General features: G+C 44.9%; 27 protein-coding genes. 19 read left to right on the forward strand and 8 right to left on the reverse strand.

Translation table 11 applies throughout. The features are described 5' to 3' along the window. The first annotated feature begins 4 nt into the window (after positions 1-4). Genes Q4519_RS13610 through Q4519_RS13625 form a run of 4 tightly spaced genes read left to right on the forward strand, consistent with a single transcriptional unit; the run spans position 5 to position 3,636 of the window. On the forward strand, positions 5-661 hold the full coding sequence (locus tag Q4519_RS13610) for a TetR/AcrR family transcriptional regulator (RefSeq protein WP_303513093.1): 657 nt from the start codon (positions 5-7) through the stop codon (positions 659-661). Then, a complete protein-coding gene (locus Q4519_RS13615; RefSeq protein WP_232803299.1) occupies positions 661-1,602 on the forward strand; it encodes an HlyD family secretion protein in 942 nt (313 codons plus the stop codon). Before Q4519_RS13610 ends, Q4519_RS13615 begins: the two co-directional genes overlap by 1 nt. Next, positions 1,599-2,525 (forward strand): ABC transporter ATP-binding protein, encoded by a 927-nt coding sequence (locus tag Q4519_RS13620; RefSeq protein WP_303513098.1) that lies wholly within the window; start codon positions 1,599-1,601, stop codon positions 2,523-2,525. The genes Q4519_RS13615 and Q4519_RS13620 overlap by 4 nt, the downstream gene beginning before the upstream one ends. After that, positions 2,515-3,636 carry an ABC transporter permease gene (locus tag Q4519_RS13625; RefSeq protein WP_303513101.1) on the forward strand — a complete coding sequence of 374 codons (1,122 nt, stop codon included), beginning with the start codon at positions 2,515-2,517 and terminating at the stop codon, positions 3,634-3,636. Before Q4519_RS13620 ends, Q4519_RS13625 begins: the two co-directional genes overlap by 11 nt. Positions 3,637-3,687: 51 nt before the next feature. Here Q4519_RS13625 and Q4519_RS13630 read toward each other — a convergent pair whose 3' ends face one another. Next, entirely contained in the window at positions 3,688-4,248 is a 561-nt protein-coding gene (locus tag Q4519_RS13630; RefSeq protein WP_303513104.1) for a hypothetical protein, read from the reverse strand. 108 nt (positions 4,249-4,356) lie between these two features. Between Q4519_RS13630 and Q4519_RS13635 the strand changes: the two genes are divergently transcribed. Further along, positions 4,357-5,916 (forward strand): methyl-accepting chemotaxis protein, encoded by a 1,560-nt coding sequence (locus Q4519_RS13635; RefSeq protein WP_303513106.1) that lies wholly within the window; start codon positions 4,357-4,359, stop codon positions 5,914-5,916. Between the two features lie 2 nt (positions 5,917-5,918). Here Q4519_RS13635 and Q4519_RS13640 read toward each other — a convergent pair whose 3' ends face one another. Then, positions 5,919-6,839, reverse strand: coding sequence for a LysR family transcriptional regulator (locus Q4519_RS13640; RefSeq protein ID WP_232803294.1), 921 nt, complete (start codon positions 6,837-6,839; stop codon positions 5,919-5,921). A 153-nt stretch (positions 6,840-6,992) separates the two neighbouring features. On the opposite strand from Q4519_RS13640, the gene Q4519_RS13645 reads away from it, so the two are divergent. Both Q4519_RS13645 and Q4519_RS13650 read left to right on the forward strand, forming a co-directional pair. Continuing rightward, positions 6,993-7,865, forward strand: a complete 873-nt coding sequence (locus tag Q4519_RS13645; protein ID WP_303513108.1) for an aldo/keto reductase family oxidoreductase — start codon at positions 6,993-6,995, stop codon at positions 7,863-7,865. A 400-nt stretch (positions 7,866-8,265) separates the two neighbouring features. Beyond that, on the forward strand, positions 8,266-9,327 hold the full coding sequence (locus Q4519_RS13650) for an esterase family protein (protein WP_303513110.1): 1,062 nt from the start codon (positions 8,266-8,268) through the stop codon (positions 9,325-9,327). Between the two features lie 157 nt (positions 9,328-9,484). Here the strand turns inward: Q4519_RS13650 and Q4519_RS13655 are convergent, their stop codons facing one another. Continuing rightward, complete coding sequence (locus Q4519_RS13655) at positions 9,485-10,540, reverse strand: alkene reductase (RefSeq protein ID WP_303513112.1); 1,056 nt, start codon at positions 10,538-10,540, stop codon at positions 9,485-9,487. A 136-nt stretch (positions 10,541-10,676) separates the two neighbouring features. Between Q4519_RS13655 and Q4519_RS13660 the strand changes: the two genes are divergently transcribed. From Q4519_RS13660 to Q4519_RS13705, 10 genes are all read left to right on the forward strand, one after another. Further along, complete coding sequence (locus Q4519_RS13660; RefSeq protein ID WP_232803291.1) at positions 10,677-11,258, forward strand: TetR/AcrR family transcriptional regulator; 582 nt, start codon at positions 10,677-10,679, stop codon at positions 11,256-11,258. A 34-nt stretch (positions 11,259-11,292) separates the two neighbouring features. Next, positions 11,293-11,679 carry a tautomerase family protein gene (locus Q4519_RS13665; protein WP_232803290.1) on the forward strand — a complete coding sequence of 129 codons (387 nt, stop codon included), beginning with the start codon at positions 11,293-11,295 and terminating at the stop codon, positions 11,677-11,679. 278 nt (positions 11,680-11,957) lie between these two features. After that, on the forward strand, positions 11,958-13,061 hold the full coding sequence (locus tag Q4519_RS13670; RefSeq protein ID WP_303513114.1) for a S9 family peptidase: 1,104 nt from the start codon (positions 11,958-11,960) through the stop codon (positions 13,059-13,061). A gap of 171 nt (positions 13,062-13,232) precedes the next feature. Continuing rightward, positions 13,233-13,937 (forward strand): hypothetical protein, encoded by a 705-nt coding sequence (locus Q4519_RS13675; RefSeq protein WP_303513116.1) that lies wholly within the window; start codon positions 13,233-13,235, stop codon positions 13,935-13,937. A 23-nt stretch (positions 13,938-13,960) separates the two neighbouring features. Next, positions 13,961-14,980: a S9 family peptidase gene (locus Q4519_RS13680; protein ID WP_303513117.1), complete on the forward strand. Its 1,020-nt coding sequence runs from the start codon at positions 13,961-13,963 to the stop codon at positions 14,978-14,980. 61 nt (positions 14,981-15,041) lie between these two features. Next, entirely contained in the window at positions 15,042-15,530 is a 489-nt protein-coding gene (locus Q4519_RS13685; RefSeq protein WP_303513119.1) for a hypothetical protein, read from the forward strand. 208 nt (positions 15,531-15,738) lie between these two features. Further along, complete coding sequence (locus Q4519_RS13690) at positions 15,739-16,950, forward strand: efflux RND transporter periplasmic adaptor subunit (RefSeq protein WP_303513120.1); 1,212 nt, start codon at positions 15,739-15,741, stop codon at positions 16,948-16,950. A 2-nt stretch (positions 16,951-16,952) separates the two neighbouring features. Beyond that, the gene (locus Q4519_RS13695) at positions 16,953-20,132 is read left to right on the forward strand and encodes an efflux RND transporter permease subunit (RefSeq protein WP_303513121.1); all 3,180 of its coding nucleotides are present in this window, start codon (positions 16,953-16,955) and stop codon (positions 20,130-20,132) included. Between the two features lie 162 nt (positions 20,133-20,294). Then, positions 20,295-20,612 (forward strand): hypothetical protein, encoded by a 318-nt coding sequence (locus Q4519_RS13700; RefSeq protein WP_232803283.1) that lies wholly within the window; start codon positions 20,295-20,297, stop codon positions 20,610-20,612. A 66-nt stretch (positions 20,613-20,678) separates the two neighbouring features. Then, positions 20,679-21,368 (forward strand): YafY family protein, encoded by a 690-nt coding sequence (locus Q4519_RS13705; RefSeq protein ID WP_233054096.1) that lies wholly within the window; start codon positions 20,679-20,681, stop codon positions 21,366-21,368. 11 nt (positions 21,369-21,379) lie between these two features. Here Q4519_RS13705 and Q4519_RS13710 read toward each other — a convergent pair whose 3' ends face one another. The 3 genes from Q4519_RS13710 to Q4519_RS13720 all read right to left on the reverse strand — a co-directional run bounded on the left by Q4519_RS13710 (position 21,380) and on the right by Q4519_RS13720 (position 22,619). Continuing rightward, the gene (locus Q4519_RS13710) at positions 21,380-21,877 is read right to left on the reverse strand and encodes a hypothetical protein (protein WP_303513123.1); all 498 of its coding nucleotides are present in this window, start codon (positions 21,875-21,877) and stop codon (positions 21,380-21,382) included. Between the two features lie 112 nt (positions 21,878-21,989). After that, positions 21,990-22,214: a DUF3565 domain-containing protein gene (locus Q4519_RS13715; protein ID WP_232803280.1), complete on the reverse strand. Its 225-nt coding sequence runs from the start codon at positions 22,212-22,214 to the stop codon at positions 21,990-21,992. A gap of 6 nt (positions 22,215-22,220) precedes the next feature. Next, positions 22,221-22,619 carry a GFA family protein gene (locus Q4519_RS13720; RefSeq protein ID WP_232803279.1) on the reverse strand — a complete coding sequence of 133 codons (399 nt, stop codon included), beginning with the start codon at positions 22,617-22,619 and terminating at the stop codon, positions 22,221-22,223. A gap of 166 nt (positions 22,620-22,785) precedes the next feature. On the opposite strand from Q4519_RS13720, the gene Q4519_RS13725 reads away from it, so the two are divergent. Next, the gene (locus tag Q4519_RS13725) at positions 22,786-23,103 is read left to right on the forward strand and encodes a hypothetical protein (RefSeq protein ID WP_233054100.1); all 318 of its coding nucleotides are present in this window, start codon (positions 22,786-22,788) and stop codon (positions 23,101-23,103) included. Positions 23,104-23,382: 279 nt separating this feature from the next. Beyond that, on the forward strand, positions 23,383-23,610 hold the full coding sequence (locus tag Q4519_RS13730; RefSeq protein WP_303513128.1) for a hypothetical protein: 228 nt from the start codon (positions 23,383-23,385) through the stop codon (positions 23,608-23,610). A gap of 2 nt (positions 23,611-23,612) precedes the next feature. Here the strand turns inward: Q4519_RS13730 and Q4519_RS13735 are convergent, their stop codons facing one another. Both Q4519_RS13735 and Q4519_RS13740 read right to left on the reverse strand, forming a co-directional pair. Next, positions 23,613-24,536 carry a DMT family transporter gene (locus Q4519_RS13735; protein ID WP_303513129.1) on the reverse strand — a complete coding sequence of 308 codons (924 nt, stop codon included), beginning with the start codon at positions 24,534-24,536 and terminating at the stop codon, positions 23,613-23,615. Between the two features lie 48 nt (positions 24,537-24,584). Beyond that, positions 24,585-24,989, reverse strand: a complete 405-nt coding sequence (locus Q4519_RS13740) for a polymer-forming cytoskeletal protein (RefSeq protein ID WP_303513130.1) — start codon at positions 24,987-24,989, stop codon at positions 24,585-24,587. Positions 24,990-25,043: the final 54 nt, after the last annotated feature.

Below are 25,043 nucleotides of genomic sequence, written 5' to 3' on the forward strand. Positions count from 1 at the left end.
GAGTATGGCAACGCTGAGTGAGCGGGTTGCGGGGCGACCGAAAGGGGATTCTGATGCGCGAAGTAGGTTAATTCGCGCGGCGTTGCAGCTATTCGGTAGTCGCAGCTTTGCGACGGTTTCAACGCGAGAATTAGCGCGACAAGCTGAAGTGGATGCTGCAATGATCCGTTATTACTTTGGCTCTAAAACCGGCTTGTTTGAAAGCATGGTGCGTGAAACGTTGGCATCGGTTTTAGCCAATCTACGTGACATGTCGGCCTCGGCTGCGCCCAGCGATCTTGCCAGCTTAATGCAAACTTACTACCAGGCCATGGCTCCTAACCCTGCTTTGCCGCGATTAATAGTGCGAGTTTTACAAGAGCCAGAGCACAGCGAGCCGCAGCGGATTTTATTAAATGTTTTTGCTGATGTAATGGAGCTATCTCGCCAATGGTTGGCTCGTGCGTTGATTAACTCTGGCAGCTTACGTGATGAAGTGAACCCCGAATTAGCGCGTTTAAGCTTAGTTAGCTTAATGGTCTTTCCATTAATTGCCCCACCAGTATTGATGCAACAATTTGGTTTTAGTGGTCAGCCTAATGAGTTAGCGCAATTAGTGGCGCATAATATCAGTGTATTACAGCATGGCTTGCTGAAGTCGTCTGACTCGGAGGACGCATAATGAAGTACTTAACTTTACTTGCTGTGTTAATGATCATCACGGGATGCACCGAGCCAGAGCCAAGGGCTTTTGGTCAGGTTGAGCGGGATCGGATGACATTAACCGCGCCTGTTAATGAAGTGATCAAGCAAATTTTGGTTGAAGAAGGGCAGCAAGTGAGTGCGGGTGACGCCTTACTGCGTTTGGATGATACGGTTGCCCAAGCACAACTGGCACAAAAACAAGCCGAGCTGGCGCAAATCCAAGCCAAGTTAGCAGAGCTGGTAGCTGGCGCGAGAGGCGAAGAAATTGCCCGTGCTAAAGCCAGCGTAGCGGAAGCGAAAGCCAATGTTACCGAAGCGCAGCAAGACTATGTACGTACTCAGCGCTTGTATAAAACCCGGGTGTTGACCAAAGCAGATTTAGACCAAGCCAAAGCTAACTTAGACACGGCAGATGCTAAGCAAGCCCAAGCCCAACAAAGTTTGAACGAGTTACAAAACGGTACGCGCAGTGAGCAAATAGATCAAGCTCGTGCCATGGTCAATGGTGCCCAAGCAGGCGTGGCCATTGCGCAAAAAAACTTGGCAGATTTAACCTTAATTACTGCACAGGCTGGCATTGTGGATGTTATGCCGTGGCAAGTAGGCGACCGTGTGGCCAAGGGGTCACAGCTGGTGGGGCTACTTGCTACTGAACGACCTTATGTAAGGGCTTATATTCCTGCCACTTGGCTCGATCGGGTATCAGTGGGGGCGCAGGTTAATATTTTAGTGGATAGCCGTGAGCAAAGTTTAACCGGCACTGTGCGCAAGGTGCGCAGTGAGCCTGCTTACACGCCATTCTATGCATTAAACGAGCGCGATCGAGCGCGCTTAATGTACCTAACCGATATTGATTTAGACGCCGCTGGTCAACAATTGCCCACGGGCATGGCCCTTGAAGTGGAGCTATTGCCATGAGTGCTGACTTGGCCATTGAAACTCATGGCATGAGCCGTGAGTTTTCCGGTGTGACAGCGGTCGACCAAGTCGATTTAGCCATCGCTACGGGCAGTATTTACGGCTTTTTAGGGCCGAATGGCTGCGGCAAATCTACCTCTATTAGGATGCTGACTGGATTATTAACGCCCAGTGCTGGTGAGATTAAAGTTCTCGGTGAAAACTTATTTGGTGCCGAGGAAAGAATACGCCGCCGCATTGGTTATATGACGCAAAAATTCTCCTTATACGACAACTTATCGGTGTTGGAAAATCTGGAATTTGTTGCGCGAATTTATGGCTTAAAGCGCAGCGAACGCCGCAGCCGTTTAGCTGAGTTGTTAAACTTGTATGAATTAGCAGGGCGTGAAAAACAATTGGCTGGCTCAATGAGCGGAGGGCAAAAGCAGCGCTTAGCCTTAGCGGCCGCGACATTACACCGCCCTGAACTGCTATTTTTAGACGAGCCCACTTCGGCGGTTGATCCCGAAAATCGCCGCGAATTTTGGGAACGATTATTTGATTTATGCGATCAAGGCACCACCATTTTAGTCTCAACCCATTATATGGATGAAGCCGAACGTTGCCATGGTTTGGCAATTTTAGAGCGCGGTATTAAACGTGCCGACGGCTCGCCGCAACAATTGATGGATGCAATGAATGCACAAGTGGTTGAAGTAGCTGGAGAAGATCTGCGCTCGCTAAAACAAGCCTTAGTTAAACTCCCTGAAGTACTTTCTGCCGCGCAAATTGGCAGTCGGTTGCGGGTGCTGGTGGCGCGAAAAATTGCTGACCCCCTCGCTTGGTTAAAACTGCAAGTAGGCGAGCGAGATCTGTTCTTGGTGCAGCCTAGCTTAGAGGATGTATTTGTCACTTGTACGGGAGGGGATCGGCATGTGGCTTAGGATCTGGGCCGTTGTAGTAAAAGAGTTGCGCCAGCTTTCTCGCGACCGCATGACCTTTGGCATGATAGTGATGATCCCGCTGGTGCAGCTGATGTTATTTGGCTATGCCATCAATACCGATGCACGTCACCTTCCTGCGGGGGTAGTGAATTTAAGTGGCAGTGCCTATGCACCGCGGATTGTGGCGGCCATGCAGGCCAGCCAAGTGGTTGATTTTAAATTTAACTACGCCAGCCTTAAAGAGGCTGAGGCGGCGATTACCAAAGGTGAGGTAAAGTCGGTGTTGTATTTACCGCCCGATTTAGCTGAGCGCTTAGTGCGTCATCCCTCGGCTAGTGGCGGACAATATTTGGCGCAACCTGTCGGTCAATGGCTGGTGGATGGCTCGGATACTGTGGTGGCGGCAACCATCAAAACACTTAGACAAATGCCGCTCTATGATGTGATGGATTTACCGCCCATTGATACGGTGCCCAGTTTTGAAGTGGTGCAATATTTCAATCCCGAGCAGCGTTCGGTAGTAAACATCGTGCCTGGTTTGCTGGGGGTTATTTTAACCATGACCATGGTGATGTTTACCTCGGCGGCGATTGTGCGCGAGCGTGAGCAAGGCAATATGGAGTTTTTAATCACCACACCAGTACGGCCAATGGAATTAATGGTCGGTAAAATAATGCCTTATGTGTTGGTGGGACTAATACAAGTGACCATAGTGCTAGGCGCAGGACATTTGCTATTTGACGTGCCATTTCGTGGTGGTATCGACTCAATGGCGCTAGCATCACTGTTGTTTATTTGTGCCAGTTTGACCTTAGGTTTAGTGATCTCGACCATCGCGAAAACTCAGCTGCAGTCGATGCAACTGACTATTTTTATTTTGTTACCTTCCATTTTGCTGTCGGGCTTTATGTTCCCTTACGAGGCGATGCCTGTGGCAGCGCAATGGATTGCCGAAGCGCTGCCCGCTACTCATTTTATGCGAATGTCCCGCGCCATTGTGCTGCGTGATGCAGAGGTGATGGATCTAAGCCTAGATGCACTGTGGCTACTAGGATTTACTGCTATCGGTTTGTTGGTGGCGAGTTTACGTTTTTCAAAGCGGTTGGATTGATTAGGTGGTGAATTTAAGCGAACTCAGCATCGTTGAGTTCGCTTAACCAGATTACAATTCGTCTACGTTAATGCCGATGGTGATTGCGCCAATTGGAGCACCATTCTCATCGACTATGGTGGCGCTCATTTGTGACTGAAACATTTGGGTAGATTCATCTTCTTCTACTTCATCAACAAAAATAGCACCCGCCCCCATGGAGTAAGTCTGTTTAAATTTATCTTCATCCCCTTGCCAGTAGTCACTGGTCATGGAGCTTTGACCAACATTAAGGCCTTTGTTATCCATAATGAATATTTCTGTGTAAAGGCCTGCAGCGCCTGTTTCAACCTGCTTTAAGTAAGTTGAAAGCTCATTATTAAGTGTTTTATCTATTAAGGTGGTATCTCCGCCATCGACACCTGTGCGCCATTGCTGATCGAGTTTATTTATGTCGCTGTCAGTTAGCGAAGCGTTTTGTTGATTTTGTGCTTTAATCGCTTTGATAACTATAGGGTCACTTAGCCAAGTGCTTACTTTAGTTGCAAAATGTTCTTTCATTTTTGGCGCAAAATCATTGGCTTGAACGCTGCTAGCTGCTAATAGAAGCGCGCATAAAACAAGTTTTTTCATCTTTACCTCACTTTATAATGATTTATATGTCAACTACAGTTACAGCATAGTCTATTTTTTACGCTTGCTTCTTTCGCTTTTGAGTCTGGTTTTTTGGAGAATAATTTCATGCAAAATTGGTCAATCAAGGTTACGTTGTCTTGCATCATTATTGTCTTGCTTGTGGTTGGTTCTGCTTTGTCATTTGCGCTAAACCGTTACCATGTGCAGACGTTAGCAAAGCATCAGTTTCAGCAGCAAAGTTTATTAATGAGCTCTGCAATCTCATTAAAAATTGCAGGGGCGGCACGTTTCAATAAGGTCGAAAACATTGCTGAGGATATTCAAGTTGTGAATCAGCAAAACCCGAATAGCATACTGTTTTTACAAGTGCTCGATAGTAATGGGAAATTGATTTACAGCGCTGATGATCTCTCGCAATACACAGGTAAAATAGAGCTCAACGCTAATCGAAATAGTCAGTATCAAACGGTTGATAACACGGACTATTTAGAAGTCTGGCAAGAGATTAAATATGGCAAAAAAGACGATGTCGTTGGTCATCTAGCCGTGGCCTATAATTATCAAGTGATTGCCGACGAAATTAATGCTAATAGCCGTACATTAATTGGTTTTTTTATTGGTCAGATGCTGTTGGTCACTTGCGTGGTTTACTTCTCTATCCACTGGTTGCTGAGTAAACCATTACAGCATTTTGCCTTAAGTATTAGGCGACTTAGCCAAGGCGACGCTAATTTAAGTGCCCGAATTGAAGAGAAAGGTGCGCCTGAACTAAAAAATATTGCGCAGTATTTTAACCAATTACTTGAAGCGTTGTCTCAGTCCTTTACCCATCTTAGTGAGCAAACGTCGCGGTTAACGGATTTGAAAGATAATAGCCATCAGTACTCTCAGCAATTGATTGAATTGATTAGTAAGCAAGCTGACGATGTACACCTTGCCCAGCAGCAAATCGATCAAGTCAACCAAATGAGTGAGAGCATCATTAGCTCATCGGCCACCTCCAATTCTAAGGTTGAAAATGTCAATCAAGATGCAACTCGAACTAACGGTACAATTGAAGAGTCATTATCTGGGATTAAAGCATTTGAACAAGAAATGACCCTAACGGCAGCATCGATAAAAAGCCTATCAGAGAACACGCAATCCATCACTGGCGTACTGGATGTCATTAAAAGTATTGCCGACCAAACAAATTTATTGGCCCTTAATGCTGCCATTGAGGCCGCTCGTGCGGGTGAGCAAGGCCGAGGTTTTGCCGTGGTTGCTGATGAAGTGCGCTCTTTAGCGGGTAAAACCAGTCAATCGACAGAAAAAATTAACACGATGATTTCCACGCTACAGCAAGGGGCACAACATGCTGTGGATAGTATGAATGCTAGCCAAACTACTTTACACACTAATGTGGCGGCGATTGAGCAAGTGAGCAGTCAATTTGGTCAAATATTTGTTGAAATAGTTGACGTGATGGGCATCAACCAAGAAATAAAATCACTCGCTCTTAATCAAAATCAAGCAAGTGCAGAGCTACATCAGCGTTTAGAAGAGTTAGTTTTACAGGCGCAATCAGGCCAACAAGTGGCGACTAATGCTCATCATGCGCACCGTGAAATGGAGCAAGAGCTGACTAAAACCGTGAATTTGGTTAAGCGTTTTAATGCTGAGTAAATCTACTCTTGACCGCCTTGCCAAAACTGGCTGACGTGTTCAATAAACGCCCGTAGTTTGGCCGAGCGGTTAGCTTGATGCGGAAACAGTAAATAGATATCACGACTTAAAGTAGTGAACTCCGGCAACACTTGGATTAATTGATCTTGGCTAATCAGTGGATTAAGTAAAAAATCAGGTAGCTTGATAATGCCTTGGCCTTGCAAGGCGGCTTGAATCAGTAGCATGTTGTCGTTGATTTGCAGCGTGCCGTGGGTGTCGACATCGTATTGATCGTTTTGTTGCTCAAAGTGCCAGAGTGTTAAGTTGGGGTCGGACAAGCAGCTATGATGGGTCAAATCTAACGGTGTGACTGGGCGGCCATTTTTTGCTAAGTATTCCGGCGATGCGCAGCAAATATGTTGATAACTCAATAGCTTTTTCGCCACCATATTTTCTGGCGGCGTGTTGGTGGCACGAATGGCAAAATCAAACCGGCTGCTGGCAAGATTTTCATTTTGATAGCCAATGTTTAGGTCAAAGGTGATGCCTGGATATTGCTGCTGAAAGCGAGCACATAAAGGCAGTAAATAACGTTGGCTAAATAGCATTGGCGCGGTAATACTAATTTGCCCTGTAACATCAGTGGTGACCTGGTTTAAGCCTTTTTCTAAATTGGCAACAGATGCGTTTATTTGCCGCATTTTTTGCAGCACTTGATGCCCCGCGGCGGTGAGTTTGACATGGCGGGTGGTGCGGATCAGTAAGCTTACTGCCAGCTCTTTTTCTAAGGTGCTAATTTGCGTGGATAAATAGCTGCGCGAGATACCGAGATTTTCAGCGGCTTTGGCAAAGTTTAAAGTTTCCGCCACTTCACTAAATAAGTGGTAACGTTCAAAACGTTTATGGGCTTTTTGCATGGCGCTAATCTCTCTATATCTCACAATACGACTCATTGTGGTTAATCATCAGCAAAAATGCATCCTATTGTTCGTTATATCGAACAGTTAGTTTTTGTTTTGGCCTTTAATCTGACCTGTTGGCGGCATAGGATGGGATCAGTAAATGATATTTTCTACTTGGCTAGGAGCTTTATTATGAATGCATTACCTTCATCGCTATTTTCCCCGTTAGTGCAAGGCTATTGGCGCATGGCCCATTGGAACATGACGCCGCAGCAACGCCTGACGTTTATTAAGCAACACGTTGAGCTAGGCGTAACCAGTGTCGATCACGCGCCGGTGTATCAAAGTGAAGCTCTGTTTGGTGAGGCGTTAGCACTGGAGCCAAGTTTACGCGCGCAGCTACAAGTGATTTCTAAGTGCGGCATCATTCCTGGCCAAGGCGAACAAGTGGCTCATTACGACAGCGGTCAGGCCGAGATTATTACCTCGGTGGAGCGTTCGTTAACCAATTTGCAAGTTGAAAAACTGGATGTGCTGTTAATTCATCGCCCTGATTTATTAATGCAAGTGGATGAAATGGCAGAAGCTTTCGCGCAGTTAAAAGCAGCGGGAAAGGTTGAGCATTTTGGCGTGTCTAACTTCAGTGTGGCTGAATTTAACTTGTTACAATCGCGCTTAGATGTGCCGCTAGTGACCAACCAAATTGAAATCAACCCAATCAATATGCAAGCCACCGAAGATGGCACCTTGGCACAAATGCAGCAACTAAAGGTGCGACCAATGGCATGGTCTTGCTTAGCAGGCGGGCAGTTGTTTAATGGTGAGTCAGCTCAGGCCAAACGCGTGCAACACACCTTACAGCAAGTGGCGGATGAAATTGGCGCAAGCTGCATTGATGAAGTAGCGTATGCTTGGGTGATGAAGCTACCCGCCAACCCTGTACCAATTATTGGCAGCGGCAAAATTGCGCGAGTGCAAACCGCGCTCAATGCTCTTGAGCTAACCATGACGCGTGAACAATGGTATCGCATTTGGGCTGCAACAAAAGGGCATGGTGTGGCTTAGTTCTTTATCGTATTTTCGCCCCATCACTGGGGCGCCTACGAGAGGTTGTATGTATCTGTGGAGATGAGCTTGCTCTGCGAACATCACACATCCCCTGAGCAAGCTCAGGTCCCACAAAAAACACGAATCAACCCGTTCAACAGACAAGGAACAGCACCTAAATCTAGGCTTAAACCAAACACATCAACATTTTTTATGAATAGTTTACTCGGTTTGGCCCTTGTTAGTGCAGCACTTAACATGAACAAGTTACATTTATATCAAGCCTGTTGATGAATATACTTGTCTTTTATATCAATAATTTAATTTTATATGTATATCACATATATGGCGCGAAGAATTATTTCATCACTCGTAAATAAGATAAGGTTTAAAATCATATTTTAGTCAAGGAATGATCATGAAAAGTTTGTCACTATCTTTATGCGCGTTATCTATTGTTGCCTCAAGTACTGCCATGGCGTGGAATAATACAGAATATTCCCATACCAATGGTTTGGTTGAACGCATTCAAGTGTATGGCGAGTCACTAGAAAACAATGTCGTTGGTGATTACGCTAGTCGAGAGGTGTTCGTCTATCTTCCTCCCAGTTATTACGAAAATGATGAAAAAAACTACCCCGTTGTTTATGTACTGCATGGTTTAGGTGGTACTGCACAAGGCCTTTTCGCAAATGGTGAAAATGATCCTAACTTAGATAAAGTGATGGATGAGCTGATTGCTTCGGGCGACATTAACGAAATGATTCTAGTGGTGCCTGATACTTACAATTACACTTTGGGCAGTTGGTATCAAAATTCAGCGGTGACAGGTAACTGGCAAGAGTACTTGTTGGATGACTTAATTCCGACCATTGATGAGCGTTTTCGCACTATTGATGATGCCGAAGGGCGAGGCATTTTAGGCCATTCTATGGGTGGTTATGGTGCCATCTCTACTGTGTTGGCTGAGCCGGAAGAATTCTCAGCGCTTGCTGCAATGAGTCCATCTTTTCTTGTTAATGATTTTTCACCTAGTTTATGCGGCTATTTTTATTCGTTGCAAATGGATACCCTACAAAACTGGAATGGTAATCCGAGTGAATTAAGTTACGACACCTATGTCACTTTTTCATTAATGCAACTTTCTTCTCCTGATCTAAATAACCCACCTAGCTATGTTAAAAAAGAGCTCGGCTTACAAGACTTAAATGCTTGTGCAGCATTAGATTTACCGTCACAAATTAGCGCTCAGCAACCGAGTGTGGAAGATTTTGGTCATATTGCGGTTCGAACGGAAATTGGTAATCAAGAAATGTTAACTCCCGCAACTTATCAAGTAAGTGAGTTATTAAAAGGCCTTGGCATGCAAACCAGTTTTAATGAATTTGAAGGTGGTCATTTAGATAAGTTAAGTGTGACAATTTACGACAACATTAAATTTATGAGTGCAAATCTAGCCGCTCCAGAGCTAGATGATTAACCATAAAAGGTCGAGGGCATCGGTTAATAGGTAAAAGACGCGACAAAAGTTTGTCTTTTAGTGCCTCTAAATATCCCGACCTGCGACTCTTTCATCGAGCGCATTACTGGCGCTCCTAATTTTTTACCATCTTAGGAGCGCTTTTATTAAATGATCATTACACCAAACTCATCAACATTTCTTCAGAGTATTCAACCAACTCTTTGCCTTCACGGACGCGGGCTACGTAGTCGGGGTTGGCGATAAACGGACGGCCAATCGCTAATAAATCATACTGATTCTCGGCGATGGCGGCACTGCCCATCTCGGCGGTGAGGCTGCCCACACCCACTAATGTCTTACTGTAATTGGCGCGAATGTAACTGGATGCGCGGCCACCTAAATAATCAAACTCTAATGCGTCATCAAAAATACCAACATGAACAAAGGCTAAGTTTCGGTTTTCTAATTGCGCCAGTAGGTAATCAAACACGGCACGATCGCGAGGATCGGCAGGCATATTAAAATAGGCCCCGGGCGATAAGCGAATGGCTGTGCGATCTTGGCCAATTTCGGCAATCACGGCATCCACCACGGCGAGTGGAAAACGCGCCATGTTTTCTGGTGTTTCACCAAATTCGTCGCTGCGTTGGTTGCTGCCGTAATGTAAGAATTGATCGATTAAGTAGCCATTTGCACCATGGATTTCCACGCCGTCAAATCCAGCAATCATCGCATTAGCGGCAGCTTGAGCATAGTCTTCTACTAATTGCTCAATATCTTCATGAGTTGCAGGGGTAGGTGTTTGATACTCTAATTCACGCATACGCGGCACAGTGCCTTCAACTGCGATTGCTGAAGGTGCCATCACGGCCTTGCTACCGGTTGCGGCGCTAAAAAAGTGTGGGTGTGCTACACGGCCAGTGTGCCATAGCTGCGCAAAAATTTTACCACCGTTGTCATGCACGGCTTGAGTCACTTTTTTCCAGCCTTCTACTTGTGCTGCAGTAAATAAGCCCGGTGTATTGGGATAGCCCTGGCCATCAGGGCGAATAATGACCGCTTCTGAAATGATTAAACCCGCCTCGGCGCGGCGACCGTAATACTCAGCCATGGCTTGAGTCGGCACTAAATCGTCATCTGCCATACAGCGAGTGAGCGGCGCCATGAGAATGCGGTTGTTTAGGGTAATCGTTTCATTAAGGGCGAAAGGTTGAAAAAGATTGTCCGTCATATGGCCTCGGTGGTTACTGTTGTATTTTGAATGTTCGTTCAAGATATTCTTATTTGAATGCTTGTTCAAGTATTATTTTGAACAAGCATTCAAAATTAAGTACAATGGCCATATCCGATATTGCCCGAGTATGTTAATGAGAAACGCCGAATTTGACCGAGAAAAAGTGCTGCGCTGCGCCATGACCGCCTTTATGGACAAGGGATACGGTAAAACCAGCATGCAAGATCTTAAAGCGGCGACGGGTTTACATCCAGGATCGATTTATTGTGCCTTTGAGAATAAACGGGGTTTGTTGTTGGCGGCATTAGAGCAATATCGACTGGATCGCAGTATTGAATTTGCCGCTTTTTTTGCTGATGAGCGACCCGCTTTAATGCAATTAAAAGCCTATATCGACGATCTGGTGCAACAATGCCTCAGTTGCGATAGTAGTCAAGCGTGCCTATTAACCAAAGCGTTAAACGAAATGGCAGAGCAAGATGCTGAGGTGCAGCAAATTATTGCGAATAACCTAGCTGCATGGCAACAAGCGTTAACTCAAGTATTTGAAAGGGCTAAATCGCAGGGTGAGCTAACATCAGGGCGAGATTGTGAGCACTTAGCGCGTTATTTAGCAATGGGTATTTATGGCCTACGCACCTTTGCTCATACCCATCCTAATGCTGAAACACTCCAAGCTTTGGCTGATCAACTTTATCACGACATTTGTGCTTAAGTAGGCACTAAATATATTTACAAGGATGCAAAATATGATAGTTATTTATGGTATTGCTGAACAACTTAACCCCATTAAAGCTAAGCTTTCAAATGTGATTCACGGCGCGATGCAAAGCGTGCTTGGCATGCCTGAAGATAAACGGGCTCATCGTTTTATACCTATGGATAAAAGTGATTTTTATGCGCCTGGCGGACGCAGCGATGCCTATACCGTGATTGAAATTAACCTGATGGCGGGGCGTGAAATCGAAACACAAAAGCGACTAATTAAAACGCTGTTTGTCGACATTGAACAACAGCTTGGCATCAAACCAGTGGATATCGAAGTGATCATTAAAGAGCAAGCGCCTTATCAATGGGGTTTTCGCGGTATGACTGGCGATGAAGTGACCGACCTGACTTATAAGGTGAATGTTTAGGAAACCTGATGTGATGGCGCTGTGACAGGGTATTTTTCCCTGCAAAGTGCAGTGAATTTATCCCGATACGCTTTGTTTTCCCCTGAAAGGAAATTTGCCGGAAAAATACTTATTAGTTATCTAGTCTGTGCGGTGGCGTGTTTGTTGGGTAGATTTCTGTAATGACTTGCGGAATAAATTTTTGCTAAGCCTTACAATTGTTAACACTAAAACGAATCAAAAACCATTATCTTTGCAATGAACCTTATTTGGCTTCAAAAGCGTTTTTGTGAGGATTTATGAATCGTTTCTTAAAAATGGCATTACTGCCGTTGGTACGTTTACTTTCAGCATGCAGTAATGCCCTAGATAATATTCTGTTTAATCTTGTGCCTCATCCACAAGAGCCGCAAGAGCGGCAATATAATATTAGGCAAGTGGAATTCGTTAACCCTACTGATGGCACCTTGTTAGCTGGCGAGTTAACTTATCCAACAGAAGGAGAGAGTTTTCCTGCGGTGGTGTTAATTTCAGGCCATGAAAGCGGGGCCCCTCCTGCGAGTCGGAATGATGAAATAGCAGGGCATCAATATTTTTTAGTTATTTCCCATCTATTAACTCAGCGCGGTTATGCGGTACTTCGTTACGACAACCGAGGCGTTGGCGATAGTACGGGAGATTATATGACTGCTTCTGATAATGAGTTCTCTGCTGATGCGGCCGCTGCCCTAAAATGGTTGCGTGAGAGTTCAAACATTCGGCTGACCTCATCTGGTTTTTTGGGGCACTCTCAAGGAGGTATTAAAGCCTTGCTTGCCGCAGAAATAGAGCCCCCTGATTTTATTATTAGTTTGGCAGGTATTAGTGTCGAAACCACCGCTCAGGCTGTGGTACGTCAGAATCAAGAAATCAATCGTGCTAATGGTATTCCGCAATCTTTATCTGATTTGCAAGTTAAAGAATTAACAGATATTTTTGAAATTCTACGGATCTCAAGCACTAAAGAGCAAGCCCAATCATTATTACGAGAATATACCCGTAATGCGGGGATCACAGATGTGGATCATATTCAAAATGTAGTAGACCAATTTGGATCTAATTGGTGGTTCACTGAAGCACATCGGGATATAAAACCTTTAATTAAGAAATACCGCGGCCCCGTATTGGCGTTATTTGGCGCAAAAGACCTACTGGTCTCAGCTGCTATTAATGAAGCACCAACTCGTCATTTGCTGCGTCATCCGCAATCAGAAGTGCACACTTTTGACCACTTAAATCACTTATTCCAAACGGCGAAAAAGGGAACGGGTCCGCAAGAATATTGGGAAATTGAAACCACTATTGAGGAGTATGTGATTGAAAAGATTGATGATTGGACGACGTCAATCAACAGCATGTCCTGACAAAAAATGGTGGCATTTAGTATTGATTAAATCCAACACTCTAATTTGGCGTTGTACACTAACAAAATCGCCGTTAAATCTTACAATTGCTAACACTAAACGCCATTAAAAACCCTTATCTTAACTGAGCAATATATTTGCTTTGGTTATTCATATGGAAGGAATGAGAAAATGCAGTTGACAACGTTTGACATAATAAAGAAATGCTCATTATTGGGTTGTTTGGCGCTTAGCGGGCTTGTATTGAGTGGCTGTGGCTCGGATGACTTGAAAAAAATAATCGAAACTAAAGCACATTTCACCTATATCAATACCACAGATAAAGCGGTGAATTTTTACTTGATGCGTGATGATGTATTAGAGGATGACGAGCAAGATGAATTGTTTAATGGCGGCCATCAAGTGTTGAGTAATATTGGGGTGAATGAGTCGCAAACATACTTCCATACGTATAGAGCGCATCAAACTGGCGTGCACTTAGGAGTTAGCGATAGTAACACTTTGATAAAACAAGCTAAAGCGAGCGTTAATCTCGACTTTGAATATAAAGAAACGCCTAAATTATGGGTCGTTGCTTGGATGATGGGCACTCAATTCAAGTTGACATACTTCGGCAAAGAATCAGCGGATCAAGATGGCGTTTACAAAGTTCGCCTATTTACTCACAGTGCGATGCCTGTGAGTCTTAATGGTTCCGAGGAGGTAGCTTTAACGACAGAGCAAGGCAAGGTAACTCAGGCTTTAGCTGTTACTAATTGTGCCTCTGGGCTAGAAGTGGGCGGGAAAAAGATCGACTTGTGTAACGCAGACTTAGGGCGTTCCTATTTAGTGGTGGTGGATCAAATGGGTCTACGCAGCTTACTACCTGAATCATAAAATAGACTGTTAGGAGGCACACGATGGATATTAATATTAGCCAGTGGAAGTGGTTGATGACATTGTGGTTGACTATCTCTTCTTTTATTTTGTTTCTGTTTATTTCGGCGGTGAACGCGAATGCGCAGCCTGTGACTTTTTATGATGGTGAAAATAAATTGTCAGGTGTGTATCTAACGCCACTACAAAACCAGCCAGCGAAAGCTGTGCTGGTATTTGTTCATGGCGATGGTGCGCAAACGTATGATGCCGATGGTTATTATGAATTGATCTGGGAGCCTCTTAGAGCCAAAGGTTATGCTGTGCTAAGTTGGGATAAGCCCGGAGTGGGGGATTCGTCGGGTAACTGGCTTAATCAAACAATGAGCGATCGCCAACAAGAGGTGATGGCTGCGGTTGAATGGGTACAACAAACCTATGGCTTTACCACTAGTAATACTGGCTTGATTGGTTTTAGCCAAGCAGGTTGGGTGGTTCCTGAATTATCAAACAATGACTATAAAGTGGGTTTTGCCGTTGGTGTTGGTTTTGCAAGAAATTGGATCGATCAGGGTCGTTATTATACGCGCGTGAAGCATCAATTATTAGGCAGTAGTAAGGCCGATACTCAGGTGGCTATAGCTCAATACAATGATGAAGTGCGTTTCTTCAAATCGGCATTGCGCTCCGATTACCGGCGTAACAGTGACATGTCGCGTCAGCGGTTTTTATTTGTTATTAAAAATATAAACTCTGATGCCAGCTCTGCATACACAAAGATTAACATCCCTACCTTACTCTTGTGGGGCAAGGATGATTTGAATGTTGATGCTAAAACGGAATTTGCCTATTGGCAACAGCAGCCAAACCCTTTTGTTACGACTGCTCTATTGGACGATGCCAACCATGGTTTACTGGACGCTAAGCATTTCAGTGGCCAAAGCTACGGTATTAAAGACTTGTTAAAATTGGTTTGGCTAGGAGAATATGCGATGGCGAGCACTGCAATACCGACGTTACTCAGTTGGCTCGAACAATTACCACTGCCAGACCCAATCAAGTAAACAGGTTATGCCAGCTGACAGTTAAGCTTGATGATTAGTCTAAAATTATTAAGGTAGAAAGATGGATTTTACCCTACGTCTTATTTGCATTTTGCTCTGTACTGGTATTCTGTCAGTTCAGGCCAGTACCGACCCCTCTTCTTCCGAGCGGCTAACCGAAAAGGTTTTGGGTGATTGGCATTGTTCATTTGCGGTAAAGGAAAGTGGTGCCCAAGTGTCGATTGAATCTGATGACCTGTTTATCCGTGGTGGAAAGTTGGTTAGCAAAGGATTATTAAAAGCCAAATTTGCACCTGATTTACCTGAAATTGAGTATGCCGTTAATAGCACGTCGAATTGGAAGGTAGAACAGGGCTATTTGATAAGTACTCTGACCGATGTCAGTGTTGTCAATTTAACTGACCCCGAATTTGACAATATTGTTAACCCGAAGGAATTGTTCCCTGTGAATGTGAGTGAGTCATTGCAGATTTTGGCGATTTCGAATTCAACTATGGTGTTGAAAAGTAGTGCCGCAGGCCAAGAATATCGTTGTAAAAGAAACAACTAGTTTGAAGCGACTCGATGATGGATCGCCTCATCACTGGGGTTAAAATGGGCTCATGATATGGGCCTGACTAGGTTGTAAAAGCGACTTTACAAAAAATAGTTAACTATCTTGGTTGAGTGCGAACCAACTCACTTTAGAATAACGAAGTTAACATTTGCATGCTTAGCAAGCGTTTAAGTCAATGGGAAAGATGGTTAAGGATGGGATTTTGAATAAGCTAAAAATATTGTTACCTGTGTTGGTACTTGGATTGGGCGTTGGGGGATATTTTGGTCTAGCGTCCTTAGAACAACCACCACAGCAGAAACCACCGGAAACTAAGCTAGTACAAGTTAGTGTGCTGGAAAACCATTTTCAACCCATGACCTTAACCGTTTCCTCTTACGGCATTGTTAGCGCTAAATATGAAACCGAACTTGTGGCCCAAGTAGGTGGCGAAATCACCTTTTTGTCGCCGCAGTTCATTCGTGGTGGCTTCGTTAAAAAAGGCGACGTACTGGCTAAAATTGATCCCAGTGACTATGAAGTCGATTTAATTCAAGCCCAAGCAAATCTAGCGGCTGCGAAGGCTGCGTTGGTACAAGAAGTGGCCTACGGCAAAGTGGCTAAAGAGCAATGGTCTGACATTAAAAGTAAGCTACCAACCGAGCTCAGCTTGCGCAAACCACAGTTGGCACAAGAGCAGGCCAAGTTAAAATCGGCTGAGGCGAGTTTAAAACAAGCGCAACGAAATCTTGATCGAACTGTTATTCGCGCTCCTTATGATGCGCTCATTGCCAGCCGTAGTATTGGTCCGGGGGGGTATGCGGCTCCTGGTGAGGTGCTTGGCCACTTATTAAGCACAGAGCAAGGAGAGGTGCGTTTGCCGCTGGCGCAACAAGAATTTAAGTACTTAGTTCATCAGGGCATTGGTGCCGATGTCATACTGACCTCAGGGAACAGCTTGTTTCAAGGCAAAATTGTCCGTAACGAGAGCGTAATTGATAACAATAGCCGAATGGCTTACTTAGTTGCAGAAATCAAAGATCCTTATGCGCAGCAATCGGCGAATTCAATCTTGCCCTTTGGTAGCTATGTGAGTGCTGAAATTGAGGGTATTCACGCGGGTGAGGTAAGTGTGTTGCCTCGCCATCTTGTTACAGATGGTCAAGTAGCTGTGCTTACTCCAGAGCGCACCTTGGCATACCGCCAGGTGGAAGTGCTGCGTTATAACGCTGGTGAAGCGGTTATCAGCTCAGGCTTAGAACAAGGTGACAAGGTGATTAACTCTGCACTCGACTATGCCATGCCGGGTATGAAGTTGGATTGGGTCGACGACCCTGAAAAACCAGCAATAGAGCATGAAGGTTTAGTCGCTCCAGCTAATGATGATGCCCTCGCGCGTGAAAGCGCTACCGAGAACGCGGCGAAGGAGGGGTAATCATGCTGGATACCAACAAAGGCATCATTGCTTGGTTTGCCCGCAATAGTGTGGCGGCAAATTTATTAATGATCATGATAATTGTCGGAGGTTTGCTAACCGCTGGGTCGATCAGAAAACAATTCTTCCCGCAAGTGGAAGTGAATTGGATCAAATTTAATGCAGTGCTACCGGGCGCGGCACCGCAAGAGGTGGAAGAAGGTATTCTGATTAAATTTGAAGATGCCCTTGAGCAAGTGCAAGGCCTAGAGCGAGTTATTGCTTACGCTGATCGCGGTTATGCCACGTCTTACATTGAAGTTAACGAAGAATACGATGCAACTTTAGTGCTCGACGAAGTGAAAGCCGCCATCGACAGTGTATCGAATTTTCCTGCTGAAATGGAAAGTAAGCAAATTGAGCGCATTAAGATGCGCCAAGATGTAATGTATATCAGCTTATATGGCGATTTAGCGCCACGTGAGTTAAAGCAAACCGGTAAGCTAATTTATGATGAAATTCGCCAGCTTCCTGGTGTCAGCATCACCGAATTTTACGGTGGTTTAGATGATGAAATTTCAATTACCGTTAGCAAAGATAAGCTGCGTGAATACGGCTTAACCTTTAACCAAGTTGCCCGCGCTGTGCAGCGTCATTCTGGCAATATGTCAGCAGGTGGGATCCGCTCGGAAAATGGTTACATTAACCTGCGGGTAGCTAACCAAGCCTATGGCGAGGCCGACTTTGCGGCGGTGCCGTTACTGACCCATCAAGATGGCTCGTTACTTACCCTAGGTGACGTGGCGCAAATTAATGATGGCTTAGAAGAAGGCATGCATTATTCGCGTTTTAACGGTAAAAATTCGGTGACTTTTTATGTTGGCGCTGCGGCAGATCAAAGCTTAACCGCGGTTGCTGACACCGTAAAAAACTACTTAAAAACCAAGCAAGCAAGTTTGCCTCAAGGGCTATATCTTGAGCCTTGGATCGACATGACCTACTACCTAGAAGGCCGTTTAGCCTTAATGCTCGACAGTATGCAAAGCGGCGCGGTGTTAGTCTTTTTGATGCTGGCACTGTTCTTACGCGTGCGTTTAGCTTTTTGGGTCATGATGGGCTTACCTGTGTGTTTTCTTGGTACCTTGCTCTTTATGCCAATGAGCATGATCGATGTAACTATTAATGTGGTGAGTTTATTTGCCTTTATTTTAGTGCTCGGTGTGGTGGTGGACGACGCCATAGTGATGGGTGAGAGTGCCCACAGTGAGTCGAGCAAATATGGGCAAAACATCGACAGTGTGATCAGCGGGGTTAAGCGTGTTGCCATGCCAGCTACGTTTGGGGTGTTAACCACCATTGCGGCGTTTTTACCTTTAGTGTTGGATGATGGTCCGTCGGCGGCTTTTGGTCAGGCCATTGGTTTTGTGGTGATACTGTGTCTACTGTTTTCGTTGGTGGAATCAAAGCTTATTTTGCCTGCCCATCTAGCCGCAATGAAGTCACCAACAGTGGTCAAATCGGGTTCAAAAAATCCACTCGACTGGCTTCGCTTAGGGGTTAATTATTTACAAGCTAAGGTGGACAGCGGCTTAACTTGGTTTATTCAGCGGCTTTATCGGCCCTGCTTAGCGCGTGCCTTAAGCCATCGTTATACTTTGATTATGCTATTCATTAGCTTGATTTTGGTGTGTGCGGGCTTGTATCAAGGTGGTTTAGTTCGCTTTGTCGGTCAGCCAAAAATTCCCCATGACTTTCCGACCATTAGCTTGACCATGAATGTGAATGCGTCAGAGCAAGCGACCTTAGACATGGCGTTAAAAATTGAGCAAGCGCTGTATCAGGTTGACCGCGAACTAGAAGCTGAATTTGGTCAAGGCATGATTTCAGACATGCAGGTGGATTTACGCAGCCGTACCGAAGCGGAAGTTTTAGTGCGTTTAGTGCTGCCAGAGTTAAGGCCAATGGATACTTTTGCCGTTGCGCAGCGCTGGCATAAAGCGATCCCCCCCTTGCCGGGAATGAAAACCCTGACCATTCAAGACAACTTGTTTGGTAATGACCGTGATGACGGTGATATTAGCTTCCGCTTGCAAGGCTCAGATCAGCAGCAGCTTGATGCCGTAGTTGCCGCGTTAAAACAACACCTTAATAGCTTAGCTGGGGTGGGTAATGTTAACGACAGTAGCCAAAGTCACAGTCAAGAAGTGCAATTTTCTCTCAAGCCACAAGCCCATAGCCTAGGTTTAAGCTTGGCTGATATTGCTGCGCAGGTGAACCAAAGCTTTTATGGTTTAGAGGTGCAGCGAATTATTCGTGGTGGCGATGAAGTTAAAGTGATGCTGCGCTACCCTGAGTTTCAGCGTAATAGTATCAGTCAAGTCGATAAGGTATTGATCCAAACCGAGACGGGCGTGCAAGTACCCCTGTCGGAAGTGGCACAAGTTAATTTTGTTGATGGTATGAGTCAAATTCGCCGTGAAAATGGCAGTCAAACCGTCAGTGTTTGGGCGTCAATTGATGCTTCTCAAGTGGAGCCCTTCAAGTTGGCTCAGGATGTCCGTGATAACTTTATTCCTAAGCTGTTGCTGCAATACCCTAGAGTGAGCAGTGAAATGGGCGGCAAAGTACAGCTTGAAATAGGCAGTGCCAATGAACAGCTACGAAATTTTGCGCTGTCAATGTTGTTGGTTTACAGCTTGTTGGCGGTCCCGCTGAAGTCTTATGCCCAGCCGTTGATTATTATGTCGGTGATCCCGTTTGGTATTATTGGTTCAGTGGCGGGCCACCAGTTAATGGGCATTGATCTTAGCTCGCTATCCTTGTTCGGCATTATTGCTGCTGCAGGGGTGGTGGTGAATGATTCCTTGGTATTGGTTGATCATATCAACAAAACCCGCGACCAAGGCAAGCCGCTGCACCAAGTGGTATTGCATTCAGGATGCCGCCGTTTTCGCGCGATTTTACTCACTTCGTTAACGACCTTTATTGGCTTAATGCCAATTATGATGGAAACGAGTATGCAGGCACAAATGGTGATCCCGATGGCGGTGTCGTTGGCTTATGGTGTGTTATTTTCAACAGTGGTTACGCTGTTTTTGATCCCATCTTTGTATTTGATGATTGATGATATTCAGCGAGTTGTGCAACGCATACGGGGTAAAAAACCTGCGGCAAAACCCGCGCCGGAGCCGTTAGCGGAGTAAGGTTTTGCATTGCCTGTGGGAGAAGCCCATACATCTCCCACAGGGGGATCGCAGCAAGTAAGCTGTGGCAGCCTAATACAAACCCTTCACCCTACTGACAGTTCCTGTCAACGCCTCGGATTATTGTTATCCCGTTGATAACAATAACCCAAAGGAAAGAACATGAACTCAGTAATTGAAATGGTTAGTTTTAAATTGGCAGCAGGTGTAACCGAGCAAGATTTTATGGCCGCAGTGGCGCGTAGCCAGACGGCGATTGCTCAGTTAGCCGGTTTTCAATACCGTTCACTTAGCTATAATGCAGAGCAACAACGCTGGACAGACATATATTATTGGCAGTCAATGGCGGCCGCAAAAGCGGCTGATGAGGCCTTTATGAGCAGCGTAGACTGCCAGGCTTTAATCGCATTGACTGATAAAGATTCGGTGGTGATGCAACATCAAGAGGTCCACTTCTCATCATGTGATAGCGCAGAGTAAAGCGAATAAATATTCTAACTGGGCTTTTGTATATTGCACAAAAGCCTAATTGAATTAAGGAATAAAGTGAGTAAATCAGAGCGGCTGTTTGCCTTATTAACTTTATTACGTAGCAAGCGTTATGCTGTAACGGCGGCGCAGCTTGCTGAAGTCATGATGGTGAGTGAACGGACCATTTATCGTGATATTCAATCACTGATCTTATCTGGGGTGCCGATTGCAGGCGAAGCGGGGGTGGGGTATGTGCTACAGGCAGGCTCTCATTTACCGCCATTAATGTTTAATGAACAAGAAATGGTTGCCCTTGAGTTGGGGATGCGCATGGTGCGGGCATGGTCCGATCCTGAATTAGCCAGTGCCAGTAATACTGCGTCACAAAAGATACTGTCGGTATTACCGGATCACTTAAAGCGACAACTAGAAAGCTTTCCTATTTTGGTTCCTGACTACCACATCCAATCAAAAACCGCGGAGCACAGCCAGCTACTGCGCCATGCCACCGATGCGATGCAGAAAATTTGCATTGATTACGTTGCTGAAAATGGGGCGGTAACATCGCGCGTATTGCAGCCATTAGGGCAAATATTTTGGGGCAAAGTATGGACCATGATCGCTTGGTGCGAGCTCAGGAACGCTTATCGTCACTTTCGTATTGATAGGATCCAGCATCTATCAATCTTGCCTGAGCATTTCACTACCGGCCCAGAAAAATCGTTACCCCACTACATTGCGCAGTATGTGCCACCAGACAGCTAACTAAGCTGCTATTACTTCTTGTAAGTTTTAACAGTGTAATCGCGTAACCTAATTTTAAAACCTTGTGACAATTCTCGGCCTAAGGCTCTGGCGGGAGTGACAGAATAAAACTTGTTGATATCGGTACGCTCATCATTGACCAAGGAAACTATATAGTAAGACTTCTTACTATTAACCTCACCAGAATCAACCTGCCTAAGTGCAACCTCAACGTGGTGCGGACGTTTAATGGTGACTTTTTTCGAACGTCTTGGGCCAAAAAAGCCAGTTGAGTGGGTAAGGGTGTTAGTTCTAAATTCAATCAGGGTGTCACTGTAGCCATAGCTGCCCAGAAAAAGTGCTAGTGCCGCCAAGGCAAAGAATGGGATGGCGATAATTTTTTCATCATCTGCAAGCGGGTCTTGAAGGATCATGATTGCCATATAACTAAGTATGGCGACTAATAAGAGGGCGAGTATCCCCCAATAGCGTCTTTTAATGGTTCGTACTGATTTGGCTGGTGCTGACATAGCTTATCCATAAGGTGTAAAAGTCAATAAAGACATGATGTTACTACCTATATTACAGCTAAACTTTGAATCGCCTCTCGCTATTAACTCGTTGTTATGAGGGATAAGGTATTTATTTGTCGCCCTCACTACCAAGCTGATCTTTGGCCGCCCCTTGATCGCATTTCAGGCAATTGAGCTGATGCCCTATCATGACTTCTCTACCTGCTTCAGTGATCACCCAAGGGCGCATTTGCCAAGGCGGATCGTGGCGCACATGTTGAAAATGGCCGCAGCGGAGCTCGGCGACCCAATGATTTTCTTCATCTAAGTGATAGCCACTGATGCCTTGCTTCATAAGTGATTACTTCCTATCCGCAGGATGGTTTACACCATCATTAGTAACGACTTCACCGAGCTCGAAGGGATTAACGCCCTCTAAGCACCCCACATTATAGCCGTATTCATTGGGGGACGAACGACGTTGGTGATGAGTATAAATACCGCATTCAGAGCAGAAATAGTGTTTGGCAGTATGAGTATTAAATTGATACAGCTTAAGTTGCTGATGTCCCTTAATAATATTAACGCCATCAAGTGCAACCGAGGCAACAATTGCGCCACGGCGACGGCACATTGAGCAATCACAACGTCTGGGCTTTTCAATACCATTAGGTAAGCTCAGCTCCAATTGCACCGCGCCGCAATGGCAACTGGCCATATGCTTCTCATTGATAACGGTATTGCCCACTTGCTTAATCATAAAAAGTTCTCTCTTTGCAAAAATATGTGCTATGCCATCTATTATGTTGTTAATCAGCTTAACAGTTTGGTTGTAAATCACAATTTCACTAAGTGTTGTGATTATTGATTGTGCCCTTACTGTCTATCGGGTATGAACATATTTTATTTGATTTTAAGTGTTGGTGATGAAAACTGAAAAATTCTTTAACTACTTGGGCTTGTTAGGCGTTTTGCTGCTAGTCATCACGATTATTGTGAATAAGCTCTCGCCGCAGGACTTTTTTCTACGCGAACACTATTTAAAGTTGTTATTGGTTTCATTAGTGGTCACCTTTGTACATTATTGCTACCTTGGCATGCGATCAGTACAGCAAAAACAATGGTGGTGGGCTGGCTTGTTGCTTCTTGCGCCAATACCGGTTTATTGGCTTTATTTTGCTTGGGAATTAGTCAAGGGCTATTGCACATTTTTGCCTTTTCTTAAGACTGAGCCTCATCAGTGATTTTGCCTGCTTGATGATTGAATTCGCTGTATAAATACAGCTCCATTGAGCTAGTTGATTGGTGTTTTTTGTAGGACATGAGCTTGCTCAGGGAATTTGTGATTTTCGCAGAGCAAGCGCTGCTCCGGGGGGGGAATACGCTTAATGCTTTGGTTATGGCGCTTGAGTTTTCGCAGCAGAAATGCTGTTCCTACATCAAGTGTACGGCGAAAGAATGCAGGAGTTGTCGCAGAATAAACAATCAAACATGGGGTTTTACATTGATAAATATGGATAGTGATGGTTCAATTTAGCATTAGCAGATTACATACCTCGCAAGGTATTTTTCGACTCACCGGAGACCAAGGTTGCCATGATCCAGTTAACCCTGAATCAGTTCAAATAGAGGTCGAAACCATTGATGTTATGGGCACCGATGGCTGGGTGGCCCTTGATATCAAAGCCAGCAAGACGCAACAGTTATTGCAGCAGATTGACCCAGAGATTGTTAGCCACCTGCTTACTTGAGCCTATTCGCTCGTTCTGCTTAGTTTACGATTTAACCATTGCTGACTCAGCAGCGCGGCGATGATCAAGCCTAAGCCAACTAAGGTTGAGGCGTAAATGGGCTCACCAATAATCCAATTTAGTAAAAACAGTGAAGCAAAAGGCGATACAAAAATCAGGTTGCTGATGCTGGCGGTGTGCTCGGCGTATTTCATTGCGTTCAGCCAACATACAAACGCCAAGCCCATTTCAAATATGCCAATGTAAATTCCGCCGACCCAACCTTGCCATGCCATCATCTGAAAATCATCAATATACCAAGTCGCGAACAAAACAAACGGCAAGCTCAAGCTAAAACACACCAGCAAGGCAACAATGGGATCCCCTTGTTGGCGGGTGTTTAAAATCCAATACAAGGCCCATAACAAGGTGCTGGCCAAGGCAAGGGCGACACCAACGGGATTTTGAAAATCTAACGCTAATAGGTCGCCTTGGGTGGCGATCACCAACACGCCGCCATAACCCAATAAAATAGCCAAGCCATCCGCCTTGGTGAGCTTTTGCCCTAACAGCGGCACCGCCAGCAAGGTAAGACTGATTGCCCAAGTGTAATTGAGGGCTTGAGCCTGCTGTGCTGGCAATAAATCATAAGCTTGGAACAGTAATAGATAATAAAAAAGTGGGTTGATTAAGCCTAACAGCAGTAACAAGCTGCCTTGTTGTTTGAGGTAGCTAGGCAATAAAGACAGTTTTTTTTGCCAGCAACAAATGCCACCAAGTAACACTATGCTGGTTACAGTGGCGACTAAAATCATTTGGATCGGGCTGAAGTAGCTTAGGGTAACCTTGAAAGCGGTGGCAACAGTAGACCACATAGCAACGGCTGCTAGTGCAAATAGCACGGCCGTCTTTTGATTTTTTACTAATGGTTGTTGATTAGCAGACAAAATTAATACCCAACATTAACTAAATATTGGGCAGAATATCAGGCGCGGTTAACCTTTGGCGACTTTTTTATCGTCTTTAGCGGTTGGCTTTTTGTCAAAATCAACAATGTTTTTTTCTTCAGCGTTTTTATGTTTACGCACACCAAAGAACTGGCCGCCTTTATCAATGCGAATGTCGCTACTAAATAGCTCGCCATTCACGATACCTTTGTTTTCAATATTCAAAATATCGCAATGGGTTTCACCTTCAATGGTGCCCGATACAAACACCTCGTTTGCTTTTAATACGCCTTTGAGAATACCGCTACGGCCTAAGGTGACATTGCCAACACAATTAATGTTGCCTTCTACAGTGCCATTAATAATCACTTCACCTTGTAAATTAAGGTCACCAGTAATAGCGCAGTTTTCTGATATGTAGGTTAAGCCTTCTTCTTTAGTCTTTTTAAACATTATGCTAATTCTTTATTTTTTAATACGAGAGAGGGGCTTAGCTTACAAAATGGG

This window comes from Motilimonas sp. 1_MG-2023 (genome assembly GCF_030547455.1).
GTDB lineage: Bacteria > Pseudomonadota > Gammaproteobacteria > Enterobacterales > CBDFNC01 > Motilimonas.

Excerpts from the sequence above, each read along its gene's own strand:
- Q4519_RS13625 (WP_303513101.1), top strand. The coding sequence starts at position 2,515 with ATGTGGCTTAGGATCTGGGCCGTTGTAGTAAAAGAGTTGCGCCAGCTT.
- Q4519_RS13710 (WP_303513123.1), bottom strand. The coding sequence starts at position 21,877 with ATGTCAGCACCAGCCAAATCAGTACGAACCATTAAAAGACGCTATTGG.
- Q4519_RS13730 (WP_303513128.1), top strand. The coding sequence starts at position 23,383 with ATGGTTCAATTTAGCATTAGCAGATTACATACCTCGCAAGGTATTTTT.
- Q4519_RS13725 (WP_233054100.1), top strand. The coding sequence starts at position 22,786 with ATGAAAACTGAAAAATTCTTTAACTACTTGGGCTTGTTAGGCGTTTTG.
- Q4519_RS13665 (WP_232803290.1), top strand. The coding sequence starts at position 11,293 with ATGATAGTTATTTATGGTATTGCTGAACAACTTAACCCCATTAAAGCT.
- Q4519_RS13680 (WP_303513117.1), top strand. The coding sequence starts at position 13,961 with ATGGATATTAATATTAGCCAGTGGAAGTGGTTGATGACATTGTGGTTG.
- Q4519_RS13630 (WP_303513104.1), bottom strand. The coding sequence starts at position 4,248 with ATGAAAAAACTTGTTTTATGCGCGCTTCTATTAGCAGCTAGCAGCGTT.
- Q4519_RS13615 (WP_232803299.1), top strand. The coding sequence starts at position 661 with ATGAAGTACTTAACTTTACTTGCTGTGTTAATGATCATCACGGGATGC.
- Q4519_RS13620 (WP_303513098.1), top strand. The coding sequence starts at position 1,599 with ATGAGTGCTGACTTGGCCATTGAAACTCATGGCATGAGCCGTGAGTTT.
- Q4519_RS13675 (WP_303513116.1), top strand. The coding sequence starts at position 13,233 with ATGCAGTTGACAACGTTTGACATAATAAAGAAATGCTCATTATTGGGT.
- Q4519_RS13670 (WP_303513114.1), top strand. The coding sequence starts at position 11,958 with ATGAATCGTTTCTTAAAAATGGCATTACTGCCGTTGGTACGTTTACTT.
- Q4519_RS13700 (WP_232803283.1), top strand. The coding sequence starts at position 20,295 with ATGAACTCAGTAATTGAAATGGTTAGTTTTAAATTGGCAGCAGGTGTA.
- Q4519_RS13650 (WP_303513110.1), top strand. The coding sequence starts at position 8,266 with ATGAAAAGTTTGTCACTATCTTTATGCGCGTTATCTATTGTTGCCTCA.
- Q4519_RS13695 (WP_303513121.1), top strand. The coding sequence starts at position 16,953 with ATGCTGGATACCAACAAAGGCATCATTGCTTGGTTTGCCCGCAATAGT.
- Q4519_RS13660 (WP_232803291.1), top strand. The coding sequence starts at position 10,677 with ATGAGAAACGCCGAATTTGACCGAGAAAAAGTGCTGCGCTGCGCCATG.
- Q4519_RS13635 (WP_303513106.1), top strand. The coding sequence starts at position 4,357 with ATGCAAAATTGGTCAATCAAGGTTACGTTGTCTTGCATCATTATTGTC.
- Q4519_RS13610 (WP_303513093.1), top strand. The coding sequence starts at position 5 with ATGGCAACGCTGAGTGAGCGGGTTGCGGGGCGACCGAAAGGGGATTCT.
- Q4519_RS13645 (WP_303513108.1), top strand. The coding sequence starts at position 6,993 with ATGAATGCATTACCTTCATCGCTATTTTCCCCGTTAGTGCAAGGCTAT.
- Q4519_RS13685 (WP_303513119.1), top strand. The coding sequence starts at position 15,042 with ATGGATTTTACCCTACGTCTTATTTGCATTTTGCTCTGTACTGGTATT.
- Q4519_RS13715 (WP_232803280.1), bottom strand. The coding sequence starts at position 22,214 with ATGAAGCAAGGCATCAGTGGCTATCACTTAGATGAAGAAAATCATTGG.
- Q4519_RS13740 (WP_303513130.1), bottom strand. The coding sequence starts at position 24,989 with ATGTTTAAAAAGACTAAAGAAGAAGGCTTAACCTACATATCAGAAAAC.
- Q4519_RS13655 (WP_303513112.1), bottom strand. The coding sequence starts at position 10,540 with ATGACGGACAATCTTTTTCAACCTTTCGCCCTTAATGAAACGATTACC.
- Q4519_RS13720 (WP_232803279.1), bottom strand. The coding sequence starts at position 22,619 with ATGATTAAGCAAGTGGGCAATACCGTTATCAATGAGAAGCATATGGCC.